Here is a 12,761-nt window from a genome sequence, read left to right as displayed (position 1 = left end):
GATCATTCTGCCTCCGGAATCTCGCCTTCGGACCGCGCGCTAAGCGTCCCACGGTCGACGGTGATGGTCAGTGCGCTGCCGGCCGGAGCATCCGCGGCATCTCGCAGAATCACTCCGCCCTCAAGGTGAGCGATGGCATAGCCGCGCGCGAGCGTCGCCGCAGGGGAGAGGGCGCGCAGAGACGCGCGCAGCTCACTAGTCTTGCGACCGTTGATGTCGAGCAGGCGAGTGACCGTCTCGCGGCCGCGAGAGAGCAACAGCCAGAGCTCCTGTGCGCGGTCGGCGATGATCGGATCTGGCGAGCGCAGCACCGGGCGGGAACGCAGCTGTTCCAACTGTGCGATGTCGTGAGATATCCGCTGCGTCAGACGCGTGGTCGACCGTGAGCGCAACTGCCCGATGAGTGCACGTTGCTCGCCGACGTCGGGGACGACGCGTTTCGCGGCATCCGTCGGGGTCGAGGCGCGGAGGTCGGCGACGTCATCCAAAAGTGGGTGGTCATTCTCGTGTCCGATGGCCGAGACGATGGGTGTGGATGCCGCGGCCGCGGCCCGCACGAGCCGTTCATCGCTGAAGCCCATCAGAGTCTGTGGGTCGCCGCCGCCGCGGGCGATGATGATGACATCGACTTCGGGGTCTGCATCCAGTGCGGCGAGTGCGGCGAGTGTCTCTGGCACGCAGCGCTCACCCTGCACAGCGACGTATTGCGTCCGGAAGCGCACCTGTGGCCAGCGCAGCTCGGCGTTGCGGTGCACGTCTTTCTCAGCATCCGAGCGTTCGCCGGTGATGAGTCCGATGACATGGGGGAGGAACGGCAACCGCTTCTTGCGCGACGCGTCGAACAACCCCTCCTGGCGCAGCTGCGCGCGCAGCTTCTCGAGCTTCTCGAGCTGGTCCCCAAGGCCGACGTGCTTCATCGATGAGACGGTGAAGCTGAAATCACCGGCCTTGACGAAGTAATCGGCCTTGACTGCGGCGACCACATGATCGCCGACTGCGAGGTCTGCCGGGATGCGACCACGCACGCTCGACCAGATGCGGATCGAGATCTGGGCGTCGGACTGGGTGTCCTTGAGCCTGCCGAATACGTTTCCGCCGCGGACGTTCCAGGACGTGATCTCGCCTTCGACCCAGACGGCGTTCCAACGCGCGATGAAGTCCCGGATCGTCCCGTTCAGACGCGCCACGGAGGTCGGAGCATCCGCGGTCGAGTCACGCGGAGCGACAGCATCCGCCGGCGGAATGTCGCCTTGCGCGGATGATGCTTCGAAGACCGTCATCGGGGCCCCTTCATACTTGTGCGCCTGAGCGCTCACACAGGCCTGTCATCGGCGTTCAACGGTAGGATCAAAGGGTGAGCCAGGTCACCGTACATCTTCCCGTTCCCCGCATTCCTCGATCGCGGGCGACGCGGCTTCAGGATATCCCGATCGAAGGACACAAGCGGATTCTGCTTGCTGCTCCTCGCGGCTATTGCGCCGGCGTGGACCGTGCTGTCGTCGCTGTCGAGAAGGCTCTGGAGCGCTATGGCGCACCGGTCTATGTGCGCAAACAGATCGTGCACAACATTCACGTGGTGACCGAGCTCGAGGAGAAGGGCGCGATCTTCGTCGAGGAGGTCGACGAAGTGCCGGAAGGCGCGCACATCGTCTTCAGCGCACACGGAGTTTCGCCGGCAGTCGTGAGTGCGGCATCCGACCGAGGACTGCACGCGATCGATGCGACCTGCCCGCTCGTGACCAAGGTGCACAGGGAAGCAGTGCGCTTCGCGCGCGACGACTTCGAGATCCTGCTCATCGGGCACGAAGGACACGAAGAGGTTGAGGGCACCGCCGGCCACGCACCCGAGCGGGTCACCATCGTCAACTCGCCCGATGAAGCCGACACTGTCGTGGTCAAGGACCCGTCCAAGGTCGTGTGGCTCTCGCAGACGACGCTGTCGGTTGACGAGACGATGGAGACAGTGAATCGTCTTCGTGCGCGCTTCCCCGAGCTGCAGAATCCGCCGTCGGATGACATCTGTTACGCGACGCAGAACCGTCAGGTGGCGATCAAGAAGGTCGCCGCAAACGCGGACCTTGTGATCGTCGTCGGGTCATCGAACTCGTCGAACAGTGTGCGCCTGGTGGAAGTCGCTCTGGAATACGGTGCCAAGGCGGCGTACCGTGTGGACTACGCCGAAGAAGTCAAGCAGGAGTGGCTCGATGGCGTCGCCACCGTGGGAGTGACGAGCGGGGCCTCCGTGCCGGAGATCCTTGTTGAAGAAGTCCTCGAAGCGCTCAGCAGTGCAGGGTATGGCGACGTAGAAGAAGTTCGTACCGCCGAGGAGGATCTGATGTTCTCACTTCCCAAGGAGCTGAGGCAGGACGCATCGGGACAGCGCGATGAGCGCGCGTTGGGTGGGCGCAGCACGCACTGATCCAAACGGCCGACCGATGGTGGCCGACAAAGGTGGCACGGAGCAATATCCTGGCAGGGAGATGAGCGATGTCGACATCCACAGAACGTGAGCAGACGCTGATCGCGTCGGTGCAGCGTGCGCTTTCCCTCGTGGACATCGTCGCCAACTCGGCGCGTCCGGTGCAGACGAAGTCGCTCGCTCAATCCGCCGCTCTCACCATGGGGACGACATATAACCTGGTGCGCACTCTGATTCACGAGGGGTATCTCGTGAGTCAGCCGGATGGACTCGTCCTCGGCCCGCGCTTCCCCGGATTCGCGCCGGGGCAAGAAAGCAGGGGCGTCTTCCTTGCGCACGTGCGCACCGCTCTGAACACGGTCACTGACCAGACCGGCGTCACGGCGTATCTTTCGCGCTTCTCCGATGGGGAGGTGCATCTGATCGATATCGTCGATGCACGTCGCAGTCCGCGCGTTGAACTCTGGGTCGGGCTACACGAAAGCGCGCACGCCACGGCACTCGGCAAGCAGATTCTCGCCGAGCTCCCGCTGGAAGAACGTCTCGACTATGTATCCCGTCATCCGCTCGGTGAGCTGACTCCACACACGATCAGCGATCGGCGCGCGCTGCTCACGGTGCTGGAGCGTCCACGCGAGTGGATGACCGATCGTGAGGAATATGCGATCGGGCACACCTGCATCGCCGTGCCGGTCACCGCTCCTGGCATGAATGCGTCGCTCGCCGTCTCTGTGCCGACAGAGAATCGTGACGTGAACACCGAGGATATCGCTCGACGCCTGAGATCTGCGGCGAGTCGGCTCTCTTTGCAGCTCGGTGCGGAGAAGTTCGGTCAGGCCTGAGGGCATGGCAGAATCGTCGGCCGATTCGAGTAGCAGTTCACTATCTGAAGAACAACCCCTCGCGTTTTCCTGGACAGTTGTCTAATCTATTGCCTGTAGCCCCTGTATCACGGTGCTGCAGATGGAGGAAGCGCCCCCAGCGCTGATTCATCTTTGGTCTGAGCGTCCCCAGCGCTCAGTGCCAGCGGCCCCCGAGGAATCCCCATTCCTCTGGGGCCGCCGCTTTGTTTCGAGACCCGTGCCTGGCAGCGGCCCCGTTGGGAGTCTGTTCAAAGGCGTGAGAGTTAGCATGGCATGATGACCGATCAGCGGCCCCAGTACGGCGAATACGCGACTCCGGAGGAGCAGCGACGACTCGCAGGGCTGCCGCCATTGGATGCTGTGGTCGAGGCGCAGGTGTCGGCTGAGGCCGTGCACGCTGCGCCCGCCACCCTGACTGCACCGGCGCCGGCGGCACCCAAGCCGCGCTCGTGGGACCGGATCATCACGATCGCAATGCTCGCCTATGGCATGGTGAGCGTCTTCATCACGGGTATGGCGTACCTCGATCTGCCGACTCTGATGAACGAGAGCATGAAGATTCTCGGCGTCGAGGGGGAGTTCACGAACTTCGCCCAGGGCAAGTTCTGGGGCACGATTGCCGCTGTGATTCTGGTTGCGGGATGGGTTGCGACTGCCTGGATCTCGCTCAGACGCCTGCGCACGGGCAAGCTCACCTGGTGGGTGCCGCTGGTCGGCGCCGCGGTCACCATGATCATCGTGTCGATCTGCCTCGCGGTGCCGATGATGAACGACCCCGCCTTCGTGAGTTACCTTGACGGGACTACGCAGCCGTAGCAACGCTCAGCCCCAGACCGCGCGGGCACCGGAACCACGCCCACGGCAACGCGGCGACGACGAACAGCGCGATCGCCCAGGGCAGCAGCATCCGCCCCCACGATTCGTGATGCACGACGAGGGAGCGGATGGCGGAGTGAGGGTTCGGGCTAACCGCAGCCGATTAGGCTTAGGCAGTGAACAATTTCGGCGTCCAGCTGTCCTATGCCTCCGTCGATCGCGGCGACGGGTCTGATCCGCGGGCGGATGCTCGAGGGGTCCTGACGCGTCTGCGGGTGCCTGCCGGCCTGTTCGATGGCGATGGAGAGTGGGATGACTCCCAGCAGGAGGCTGTCGTCACGATCCCGGTGACCGACGCCGGTCGGGTGCTCACCCTGACAGCCGAGGACACCATCGCCACGACACTGACCGTGCCGCAGCTGCGCAAGGAATTCGCGGATGCCGGGCTGACGCTGTGGATGCAGTCAGGAGACGATTCTGACGATGACGAGTGCTGTGGCGAAGGCTGCTGTCGTGCGGACGCGGACGGCGATCTTGTCGAGCCTGCTGCTGCTGAGGCTCTCGTTGCGGACCCGGTGGAAGAGGCATCCCTCGACGAATCGGCGTTCGACGCACCGCCCGTCCATATTTCGGTTTTCTCGCACCGCGGGCCGTTCGCCGGTCGGATGATCGCCCAGTTGAACGGTCTGGAGGTCCAGCACGTCGAGTCCGGCTCCTGGTCGCTGCTGCGTTTCGAGTCTGACGATTCGACCAACGCGGGGATTGCGACGAAGTCGGAGATGCCGGTCATCGAGCTGAATCGCGTGGATGACGCCGGAGACTGGTTCGAGGTCACCACGAACGGTGGCGTTCACCAGTTCTGGCCTGGGGCCGAGCGTCACACCGTGCCGGTTCTGGATCTGGATGCGATCACCGTGCCGGAGACGGCGGAGATCTGTCGCCGGCTGATAAGCGATGGTGACGGCAGTCGTGACGAGCTCGCCGAGGTCGCGACACACTCGAGGGTCGATGTCTCCGCTGCGCACCGCGCGCTGCAGCCTGAGGCGCTGGGCGGAGTGGTTGGTATGCGCGCGCGTCAGGAGGCGTTCCTGGCTGCCTTCGGCATCCCTGCAGATCTCATTGCGGCCGCCTTCGATGACGCTGACCCCGCCCAGACCGATCTTGCCCAGACCGATCTTGCCGTGACCGATCTTGCCGTGCAGCGCTTCGAGCCGACGAGCTGGGGTACGGCGATACTCGAGACTCTGATCGACGGGATACCGGCAATGACACCGCTGACGCGTCGTGATCGTCCGCTGGCACGTATGGCAGATGCGCTGCGCCGTAACCCCGCGCTTGCAGCGGCGCTCAGTGTGAGCGAACTCGCACTCGGTGTCGCGGCATCCCGGCGCCGCGGGTTCGGACGGTTCCTCGGCATCCTGCTCATCATCGATGCGGTGGCCGATCTGGTCATCTGCGTCGTGCGTGCGCGTCGGCGCTGACCCGCTCCCGGCCCGGCCCGGCCCCGCCTCGCCTCACCGAGACGACAAAACCACGCCGAGACTACGTCATTTCGACTTAGTCTCGGCGTGGTTTTGTAGATTCGAGAGGGTCAGCTCTTGGACTGGCCGTGCGAGCCGAGCTGGCGGGTCGACTCGATGACGCGAGCGGCCATGGCCGTCTCAGCGACCTTGCCCCACGCGCGCGGGTCGTAGAACTTCTTGTTTCCGACCTCGCCGTCGACCTTCACGACGCTGTCGTAGTTCTTGAACATGTAGTCGGCGATCGCACGCGTGTACGCGTACTGCGTGTCGGTGTCGATGTTCATCTTGATGACGCCGCTGGCGACCGCGAGCGCGATCTCCTCATCGCTGGAACCCGATCCACCATGGAAGACGAGGTCGAGGGGCTTCGCGCCAGTGTTGTACTTCGCGGCGACCTGCTGCTGGATCTCGCCCAGCAGTTCGGGACGCAGCTTCACGCCACCCGGCTTGTACACGCCGTGCACGTTGCCGAAGGTGAGGGCGGCGATGTAGCGGCCCTGCTCGCCGAGGCCCAGAGCCTGGACGGCCTGGTCAACATCGGCAAAGGTCGTGTAGAGGGCGTCGTTCGAACCCTCGTGCTCGACGCCGTCTTCTTCGCCGCCGACGACACCGATTTCGACCTCAAGGATCGCGTTGATGTTCTTCATGCGGGGGAGAAGTTCCTGGGCGATCTCGATGTTCTCCGCGAGCGGCACGGCAGAGCCATCCCACATGTGCGACTGGAAGATCGGGTTGCGGCCGGCCTTGACCTCTTCCTCAGAAGCGGCGATCAGCGGCTCAACGAAGCCGGCGAGGGCATCCTTCGGGCAGTGGTCGGTGTGCAGCGCGACGGTGATCGGGTAGTTCTTGGCGACCTCGGTGGCGAAGCGCGCGAAGGCGAGGGCGCCCGTGGCGCGGGCCTTCACGGTCTGGCCGGCGAAGTAGTCGGCGCCGCCAGTGGTGACCTGGATGATGCCGTCAGAGCCGGCCTCGGTCAGGCCCTGGAGGACGGAGTTGATGGTCTGCGAGCTGGAGACATTGAACGCGGGATACGCGAAGGAACCGGCCTTTGCGCGGTCGAGCATTTCTGCGTACTGGTCCGGTGTGGCGACGGGCATGAAAACTCCTGCGATAGATGAGCCGGGACAGCCTCAACTCTATCGCTGGCGGCGAGCGGATGCCGTGAGGTCCGGTGCTCGTCAGGAGGGGGCGTCCTGCGCTCCTGTTAAGAAAAGCGATTCCTTCACTCGATTCGGTGTGAAACACCGCCTGTTTCGAACGACCCGGTGGATAAGCTGACCACATGGTGAGTCTGACGGCCGATATGAGCCCATTGCGTCCCGATCGAAATCTTGCGTTGGAGCTGGTGCGGGCGACCGAGGCCGCATCGATTCGGGCCGTGCCGTTCATCGGCCGAGGCGACAAGGAAGCAGCTGACGGCGCCGCCGTTGATGCGATGCGTGCGTTCCTTGGCACCGTGAACTTCCAGGGCCGCGTCGTGATCGGCGAGGGGGAGAAGGACAACGCTCCCATGCTCTTCAACGGCGAGGTCGTCGGTTCGGGCAGAGGTCCGGAATGCGACATCGCCGTCGACCCGATCGATGGCACATCGTTGACCGCGGCCGGACGACAGAACGCGCTCTCAGTGATTGCGGTTTCTGATCGCGGCACGATGCTCGATGCCTCCAGCGTCTTCTACATGGACAAACTCGTCACGGGCCCCGCTGGCGTCGGCATCGTCGACATCCGACTCCCCGTCGGTGAGAACATCCGACTGCTGGCGAAGGCCCTCGGTAAGCCCGTCGATGAAATCGTCGTTTCGGTGCTGAACCGCCCGCGTCACGAGCGGCTGATCGAGGAAATCCGCGAGGCCGGCGCAGGCACGCGTCTGATGAGTGATGGTGACGTCGCCGGTGGCATCAACGCGGCACGGCACGGTGCGCGCACGGACATGTGCGTCGGCGTGGGTGGCAGCCCGGAAGGTATCGTCACGGCCTGTGCGATCAAGGCACTCGGCGGGCACATCCAGGGCCGGCTCTGGCCCCGCGATGATGATGAGCGCCAGCGCGGCATTGATGCGGGCCTCGCCATGGATTACGTCTACGAGGCGAACGAGCTCGTCAGGGGCGACAATACGATCTTCGTTGCAACCGGTGTGACCGACGGGCAACTTGTCGACGGCGTTCGCCGTGAGGGCAACTACGTTTACACCGAATCTGTCGTGTTGCGCGGGGCTTCCGGAACGCTGCGTCGCATCGCTTCAGAGCACCTCGTCTCCAAATGGCTGTAAGTCGATCGTTACCGACCCGGTACTGCAGCTGAGCCGCGCCTGCCGTTGTTCTCAGGCTTTGCTGGCACAATAGAGCCTGGATTCGTCGCCTTTGCAGGCCCCCACCATGGCGGCATCCGGGAGGGTGAGATGACCACGCAGCAATCGCGGAGCGATAAGAAGTCCGTGCCAGTCAACATGGTCACCACCAACACCGGGCGCATCCTGCGGATCTCTCCTCAAGATGAAGCCGCTCGCGCCGCCGCTGCTGCGGCAGCGACCGTGGCACCAACTCACGCTGATCCTGCTCGTCGCGCTGACGTGCTCTTCCGAGTGCGTCGTGCTGAGGGGCATGAGCTCAGCTCCTGGTGGATGATCGGCGCGTTCGTCGTCACATCGGGTCTCGTGATCGCTCTGCTCAGCTGGGTGCCGTACAGCGCCTGACGTTCGAGCAATGATGTTCGGGCTCTGATGTTCGGGCTCTGATGTGTGAGCTCAGTGCTCGTCCAGCCGCTCGCGCACCGCGCCCAGGTCGGCTTCGATCTCTGCGGACTGGGCACCTTCGACGAGCTCTGGCGCAGTGAATCGCCGTGCCGGTGTCGTGATCGTGGAAGGTGTCGTCTCGAGTGCTGACGCATCGATACCAGGGAACTGGCGAGCGGTGACGAGCACCCGATTCTCCAGCGACCCTGCGAACTTGTTGTAGCTGTCGACAGTGCGTTCCAAAGCGCGACGCAGGTCGTCAGCGTGACCGGCCAGAGTTCCGAGTCTGTCGAGCAACTGCGTGCCGAGGTTCAGCAGCGTGCGTGCCTCGGTCGAGACCTCATGCTGGGTCCACGTGAAGGCGACGGTCTTCAGCACTGCCCACAGATTTACGGGGGACGCGAGGGCTACTCGCTTGCTGAACGCATAGTCGAGCAGCGTCGGGTCTTCGTCGATTGCCGCCGCAAGCAAGGATTCACTGGGCAGGAAGCAGATGACGAACTCGGGGCTCGCGTCCAGCCCCGACCAGTAGGCCTTCTTCGCGAGCGCGTCGACGTGTGCGCGGACAGCCTTGACGTGCTTCTGCATGTACTGCCGGCGCAGCCCTTCATCAGCGTCGCGCCCGGCGAGGGCGCTCGCCTCGAGATACGCGTCGAGTGGAACCTTCGCATCGACCGCGATCGAGGTTCCGCCAGCCAGGCGGATCACCATATCGGGGCGCCCCTGGCCTCGATCGGAGGAGATCGTGGACTGCAGGTCGAAGTCGACGTGTCGCATGAGGCCGGCCGCTTCGACGACCCGCCGCAACTGCGTCTCGCCCCACACGCCGCGCGCTGAAGTCGAGCGCAACGCACCCGCAAGAGATTCGGTGGTGGCGCGCAACGCCTCGTCAGACTCCTGTGCGCGGCGCAGCTGCTCGGCGAGAGAGCCGAACTGCTCATGTCGCTCCTGTTCGAGCGTCGCCACCTTGTTCTGCATCTGCTGCAGAGACTCGCGCACCGGAGCGAGCGCCGTGAGCACTGCGTTCTGTTGCTGCACTCGTTGAGCTTCGGCCCGCTGCTCGGTGCGGGCGTGCTCAACAGCATCCCGATACAGGTCGTATTGTCGATCGCGGTCATCCCGCGCTGCCTTCAGCTCTGCCTCTGCGCGGGCAAGGTCAGTGCTGCTGCGCGAGAGCTCGGCAGCGCCGCGCGCAGCGCGCGCGAACCATCCCACCGCAACGCCCAGAGCGAGGGCTGCGATGGCGAGAAGAACGATCAGTGGAGCATCCATACCTTCATGATGCCGAAGGCCTCAGACATTGCGGGGATGCGCGAAGCTCAGTGGCTGGAGTACTCGTCGAGAATCGTGCGCATTCCGGTCAGTGCGAACTGGTCGGCGATCGCCGCAGCGGATAGGCCGCCGGCGTTCGGATCGGCACCAGCATCCAAAAGCATGCGCAGCAGCGTCTCGTTCTTGCGGAACACCGCACACGAGACAGCGGTCTGACCGTTGGCGTTCGACGCATCCAGATCGGCACCGCGGCGCACCAGATCAGCGACCGTATGCTCCTGTTCGGCATACGTGGCCACGGTCAAGAACGTGTCACCGCGCGGGTTACGTACATCGATCGGCACGCCGGCATCGATCATCTCGCCGAGCGGGCCGGTACGCCCCTGCCGGGCGAGGTCGAAGGTGCCCTCAATGACCTCGAGGCTGACGGGGGAGTCGCCGGATGTGTTCGTCATGCTCCCATTGTCGCGCGATCGGAGCACGGATGCGCTCAGGCGGCGCGCTCACGTTCCACGACCACGGGCGGGTCTGTCACGCGCAGGCCGAGCGTTTTTGCCAGGGCTTCGACATCGTCAGCACCGGCCCGATGGGCGGCGTCGATGACGATCTGGGCGCAGGCGCGAGCATCCGCCAACGCATCGTGGTGCGCGAACTCGGCAAATCCGGCCGCGGCGGCGGCCTTCGGCAAACGATACGACTCGAGGTCGTATGTCTTGCGGGCCACCTGCAGACTGCACAACGAGCGGTACGGAGGGCAGTCCAGGTCGGTGACCTCGGATGCGGTGCGCAGTACCTTCAGATCGAATCCTGCGTTGTGTGCGACGAGGACGTCATCTCCGGCGAAATCGCAGAGGAAATCGAACTGTTCGGGCCACGTGGCTGCGGTGGCAACATCCTGCGGGTAGATGCCGTGGATCTTGATATTCCATTCCTGGAAGTCATCGTGCCCTGCTGGTGGCCTGATCAGCCAGCTGTCGGTGGCGACAACTTTGCTGTCGCGGACGCGGACGAGTCCGACTGAGCACGCTGAGGCGGGGCTGGAATTCGCCGTCTCGAAGTCGATTGCGGTGAAATCCAAGGGCACCTGTCCACCTTCTCTCCAGGCTCGCGGGAGACGTCGGAGACTCGCCGTAGGCTGGCGATATGAGTGACGCGAAGGCGACTTCTTTCGGTGCGGCGGCAGACGATTATGAGGCTGCGCGTCCCGATTATCCGTTCGAGGCGGTTGCCTGGATGCTCGCGCAGTTGCCCGACGGCGCGCGCCGAATCGCTGATGTCGGCGCGGGCACCGGAAAGCTGACGCGGGTGCTGGCGCAGGCTCCGGATGCTCAGGTCGTCGCGATCGACCCCGACCCGGTGATGCTCGCGAAGCTGCGCGAGACGGTACCCGGTGTGTCGACATTCACCGGAACGGCCGAAGAGCTGCCGCTGTCGGATGCGAGCCTCGACGCCGTCGTGCTCGGGCAGGCCTGGCATTGGGTGGATCCGGTTGGGGCATCCGCGGAAATCGGTCGCGTCATGCGACCCGGCGGAACCCTCGGGCTCATCTGGAACACTCGCGATTCCCGGACCGGCTGGGTGCGTCGCCTGACCGCGATCATGCACGCGAGCGTGGCGGAGGTTCTCTTGGATACGACCGGCCCGGCTGTCGCCGCACCGTTCGGCAGGCTGGAGGCCAAGGAATGGGAGTGGGTGCGGCCGATGACGCGGACGCAGCTGCACCGCATGGCAGATTCGCGCAGCCACCTCATCACGGCATCCGTTCCCGATCGTCGCCGTATTCATGACGACATGGATGCGCTCTTCGACGAGCTGGGGCTGACATGGGAGCAGACCATCGAGCTGCCGTACGTGACTCGCGCATTTCGTGCGGTACGCGGCTGAGCCTGGTTGTCTGCCCTCCCCAAATCAGGAGGTTGTCCCCAGGTCAGGAGATTTAGCACGAAACGTCCTGATCTCGGGCGGTCGTCCTGTTCTCAGGTGGGGATGCTGGTGCCCGGTAGACTATTGCCCCGTGGCTCTAACTATCGGAATCGTGGGCTTGCCCAACGTCGGCAAGTCGACTCTTTTCAACGCACTCACCAAGAATGACGTGCTCGCGGCGAACTATCCGTTCGCGACGATCGAGCCGAATATTGGTGTGGTCAACCTGCCAGATTCGCGGCTTGCGAAGCTTGCTGAGATCTTCGGTAGCGAGCGGCTTCTTCCTGCTGCGGTGTCGTTCGTCGATATCGCCGGGATCGTGCGCGGCGCGAGCGAAGGGGAGGGGCTCGGCAACAAGTTCCTCGCGACCATACGAGAGGCCGATGCTATTGCTCAGGTCGTGCGTGGCTTCGCCGATAGCGACGTCGTGCACGTTGACGGCGCGATTAACCCCAAGGACGACCTGGAGACGATCAATGCCGAGCTGATGCTTGCTGATCTCCAGACGGTGGAGAAGGCGATCGTCCGCCTCGAGAAAGAAGTGCGCGGCAAGAAAGCTGAGCCCATCGTTCTCGAGACCGCCCTTGAAGTGAAGGATGCCCTCGATCGCGGCATCCTCCTGTCGGTCAGCGGCATCGATCTCGATCCCATCAAGGAACTTGGCCTGATGACGGCCAAGCCCGTCATCTTCGTCTTCAACGTCGACGAGGCAGTGCTGACGGATGCTACACGCAAGGAAGAGCTCGCCGCTCTCGTCGCGCCGGCGAAGGCGATCTTCCTCGACGCGAAGATCGAGTCGGAGCTCATCGATCTCGAGCCGGAGGATGCTGCGGAGCTGCTGGCATCGACCGGCCAGGACGAGTCTGGCCTCGACCAGCTCGCCCGTATTGGCTTTGACACGCTGGGGCTGCAGACGTACCTGACCGCAGGCCCGAAGGAAGCTCGCGCATGGACGATCCCCAAGGGAGCTAAGGCCCCGCAGGCTGCCGGCGTGATCCACACTGATTTCGAAAAGGGCTTCATCAAGGCCGAGGTCATCTCCTTCGAGGATCTCGTCGCGACAGGTTCCGTCGCCGAAGCTCGTTCCAAGGGCAAGGCGCGCCTTGAGGGCAAGGAGTACGTCATGCAGGATGGCGACGTGGTGGAGTTCCGTTTTTCGAACTAAACCTTTGGTCTGCGATGAGGTGGATGCTGCACCGAACATCGGCGGTGTC

Annotated in this window: 14 protein-coding genes; 8 read left to right on the top strand and 6 right to left on the bottom strand. The window is 64.0% G+C overall.

Annotated elements, in window-relative coordinates; translation table 11 throughout:
• Nucleotides 1-2: 2 nt before the first annotated feature.
• The gene (gene xseA / locus ACSU04_RS05450; protein ID WP_439288682.1) at nucleotides 3-1,280 is read right to left on the bottom strand and encodes an exodeoxyribonuclease VII large subunit; all 1,278 of its coding nucleotides are present in this window, start codon (nucleotides 1,278-1,280) and stop codon (nucleotides 3-5) included.
• 74 nt (nucleotides 1,281-1,354) lie between these two features.
• On the opposite strand from xseA, the gene ACSU04_RS05445 reads away from it, so the two are divergent.
• The 3 genes from ACSU04_RS05445 to ACSU04_RS05435 all read left to right on the top strand — a co-directional run bounded on the left by ACSU04_RS05445 (nucleotide 1,355) and on the right by ACSU04_RS05435 (nucleotide 4,098).
• Nucleotides 1,355-2,419, top strand: a complete 1,065-nt coding sequence (locus ACSU04_RS05445; RefSeq protein ID WP_439288681.1) for a 4-hydroxy-3-methylbut-2-enyl diphosphate reductase — start codon at nucleotides 1,355-1,357, stop codon at nucleotides 2,417-2,419.
• 68 nt (nucleotides 2,420-2,487) lie between these two features.
• Nucleotides 2,488-3,261, top strand: a complete 774-nt coding sequence (locus tag ACSU04_RS05440; protein ID WP_439285673.1) for an IclR family transcriptional regulator — start codon at nucleotides 2,488-2,490, stop codon at nucleotides 3,259-3,261.
• Nucleotides 3,262-3,558: 297 nt separating this feature from the next.
• Nucleotides 3,559-4,098, top strand: a complete 540-nt coding sequence (locus tag ACSU04_RS05435; RefSeq protein WP_439288680.1) for a DUF6264 family protein — start codon at nucleotides 3,559-3,561, stop codon at nucleotides 4,096-4,098.
• Here the strand turns inward: ACSU04_RS05435 and ACSU04_RS05430 are convergent.
• Complete coding sequence (locus tag ACSU04_RS05430; protein WP_439288679.1) at nucleotides 4,085-4,213, bottom strand: hypothetical protein; 129 nt, start codon at nucleotides 4,211-4,213, stop codon at nucleotides 4,085-4,087. The two genes, ACSU04_RS05435 and ACSU04_RS05430, sit on opposite strands and share 14 nt — an antisense overlap.
• Nucleotides 4,214-4,274: 61 nt before the next feature.
• On the opposite strand from ACSU04_RS05430, the gene ACSU04_RS05425 reads away from it, so the two are divergent.
• Nucleotides 4,275-5,579 carry a hypothetical protein gene (locus ACSU04_RS05425; RefSeq protein ID WP_439288678.1) on the top strand — a complete coding sequence of 435 codons (1,305 nt, stop codon included), beginning with the start codon at nucleotides 4,275-4,277 and terminating at the stop codon, nucleotides 5,577-5,579.
• A gap of 110 nt (nucleotides 5,580-5,689) precedes the next feature.
• Here ACSU04_RS05425 and fbaA read toward each other — a convergent pair whose 3' ends face one another.
• Nucleotides 5,690-6,718 (bottom strand): class II fructose-bisphosphate aldolase, encoded by a 1,029-nt coding sequence (gene fbaA / locus ACSU04_RS05420; RefSeq protein ID WP_439285679.1) that lies wholly within the window; start codon nucleotides 6,716-6,718, stop codon nucleotides 5,690-5,692.
• A gap of 185 nt (nucleotides 6,719-6,903) precedes the next feature.
• Between fbaA and glpX the strand changes: the two genes are divergently transcribed.
• Together glpX and ACSU04_RS05410 are read left to right on the top strand one after the other, a co-directional pair.
• The gene (glpX, locus tag ACSU04_RS05415) at nucleotides 6,904-7,890 is read left to right on the top strand and encodes a class II fructose-bisphosphatase (protein ID WP_439288677.1); all 987 of its coding nucleotides are present in this window, start codon (nucleotides 6,904-6,906) and stop codon (nucleotides 7,888-7,890) included.
• A gap of 129 nt (nucleotides 7,891-8,019) precedes the next feature.
• On the top strand, nucleotides 8,020-8,313 hold the full coding sequence (locus ACSU04_RS05410; RefSeq protein WP_439285683.1) for a hypothetical protein: 294 nt from the start codon (nucleotides 8,020-8,022) through the stop codon (nucleotides 8,311-8,313).
• A 51-nt stretch (nucleotides 8,314-8,364) separates the two neighbouring features.
• On the opposite strand, the gene rmuC is transcribed toward ACSU04_RS05410, so the two are convergent.
• Genes rmuC through ACSU04_RS05395 form a run of 3 tightly spaced genes read right to left on the bottom strand, consistent with a single transcriptional unit; the run spans nucleotide 8,365 to nucleotide 10,708 of the window.
• Nucleotides 8,365-9,624, bottom strand: coding sequence for a DNA recombination protein RmuC (gene rmuC, locus ACSU04_RS05405; RefSeq protein WP_439285685.1), 1,260 nt, complete (start codon nucleotides 9,622-9,624; stop codon nucleotides 8,365-8,367).
• 47 nt (nucleotides 9,625-9,671) lie between these two features.
• Complete coding sequence (locus ACSU04_RS05400) at nucleotides 9,672-10,079, bottom strand: ankyrin repeat domain-containing protein (RefSeq protein ID WP_439285687.1); 408 nt, start codon at nucleotides 10,077-10,079, stop codon at nucleotides 9,672-9,674.
• A gap of 35 nt (nucleotides 10,080-10,114) precedes the next feature.
• Nucleotides 10,115-10,708: a 3'-5' exonuclease gene (locus tag ACSU04_RS05395; RefSeq protein ID WP_439288676.1), complete on the bottom strand. Its 594-nt coding sequence runs from the start codon at nucleotides 10,706-10,708 to the stop codon at nucleotides 10,115-10,117.
• A 59-nt stretch (nucleotides 10,709-10,767) separates the two neighbouring features.
• Between ACSU04_RS05395 and ACSU04_RS05390 the strand changes: the two genes are divergently transcribed.
• The gene (locus tag ACSU04_RS05390) at nucleotides 10,768-11,508 is read left to right on the top strand and encodes a class I SAM-dependent methyltransferase (RefSeq protein WP_439288675.1); all 741 of its coding nucleotides are present in this window, start codon (nucleotides 10,768-10,770) and stop codon (nucleotides 11,506-11,508) included.
• A 130-nt stretch (nucleotides 11,509-11,638) separates the two neighbouring features.
• Entirely contained in the window at nucleotides 11,639-12,712 is a 1,074-nt protein-coding gene (gene ychF, locus ACSU04_RS05385) for a redox-regulated ATPase YchF (protein ID WP_439288674.1), read from the top strand.
• Nucleotides 12,713-12,761 lie beyond the last annotated feature (49 nt).

The sequence above is a fragment of the Microbacterium sp. A84 genome, from assembly GCF_051842815.1.
Lineage (GTDB): Bacteria > Actinomycetota > Actinomycetes > Actinomycetales > Microbacteriaceae > Microbacterium.
The sequence above is the reverse complement of the archived record's forward strand: the minus strand, read 5'-3'. Positions and strand labels throughout refer to the sequence as shown.

What these genes read in the sequence shown, in the direction of transcription:
- ACSU04_RS05410 (WP_439285683.1), top strand. Translation starts at nt 8,020, where the DNA reads ATGACCACGCAGCAATCGCGGAGCGATAAGAAGTCCGTGCCAGTCAAC.
- ACSU04_RS05440 (WP_439285673.1), top strand. Translation starts at nt 2,488, where the DNA reads ATGTCGACATCCACAGAACGTGAGCAGACGCTGATCGCGTCGGTGCAG.
- fbaA (WP_439285679.1), bottom strand. Translation starts at nt 6,718, where the DNA reads ATGCCCGTCGCCACACCGGACCAGTACGCAGAAATGCTCGACCGCGCA.
- ACSU04_RS05435 (WP_439288680.1), top strand. Translation starts at nt 3,559, where the DNA reads ATGACCGATCAGCGGCCCCAGTACGGCGAATACGCGACTCCGGAGGAG.
- ACSU04_RS05390 (WP_439288675.1), top strand. Translation starts at nt 10,768, where the DNA reads ATGAGTGACGCGAAGGCGACTTCTTTCGGTGCGGCGGCAGACGATTAT.
- xseA (WP_439288682.1), bottom strand. Translation starts at nt 1,280, where the DNA reads ATGACGGTCTTCGAAGCATCATCCGCGCAAGGCGACATTCCGCCGGCG.
- glpX (WP_439288677.1), top strand. Translation starts at nt 6,904, where the DNA reads ATGGTGAGTCTGACGGCCGATATGAGCCCATTGCGTCCCGATCGAAAT.
- ACSU04_RS05400 (WP_439285687.1), bottom strand. Translation starts at nt 10,079, where the DNA reads ATGACGAACACATCCGGCGACTCCCCCGTCAGCCTCGAGGTCATTGAG.
- rmuC (WP_439285685.1), bottom strand. Translation starts at nt 9,624, where the DNA reads ATGGATGCTCCACTGATCGTTCTTCTCGCCATCGCAGCCCTCGCTCTG.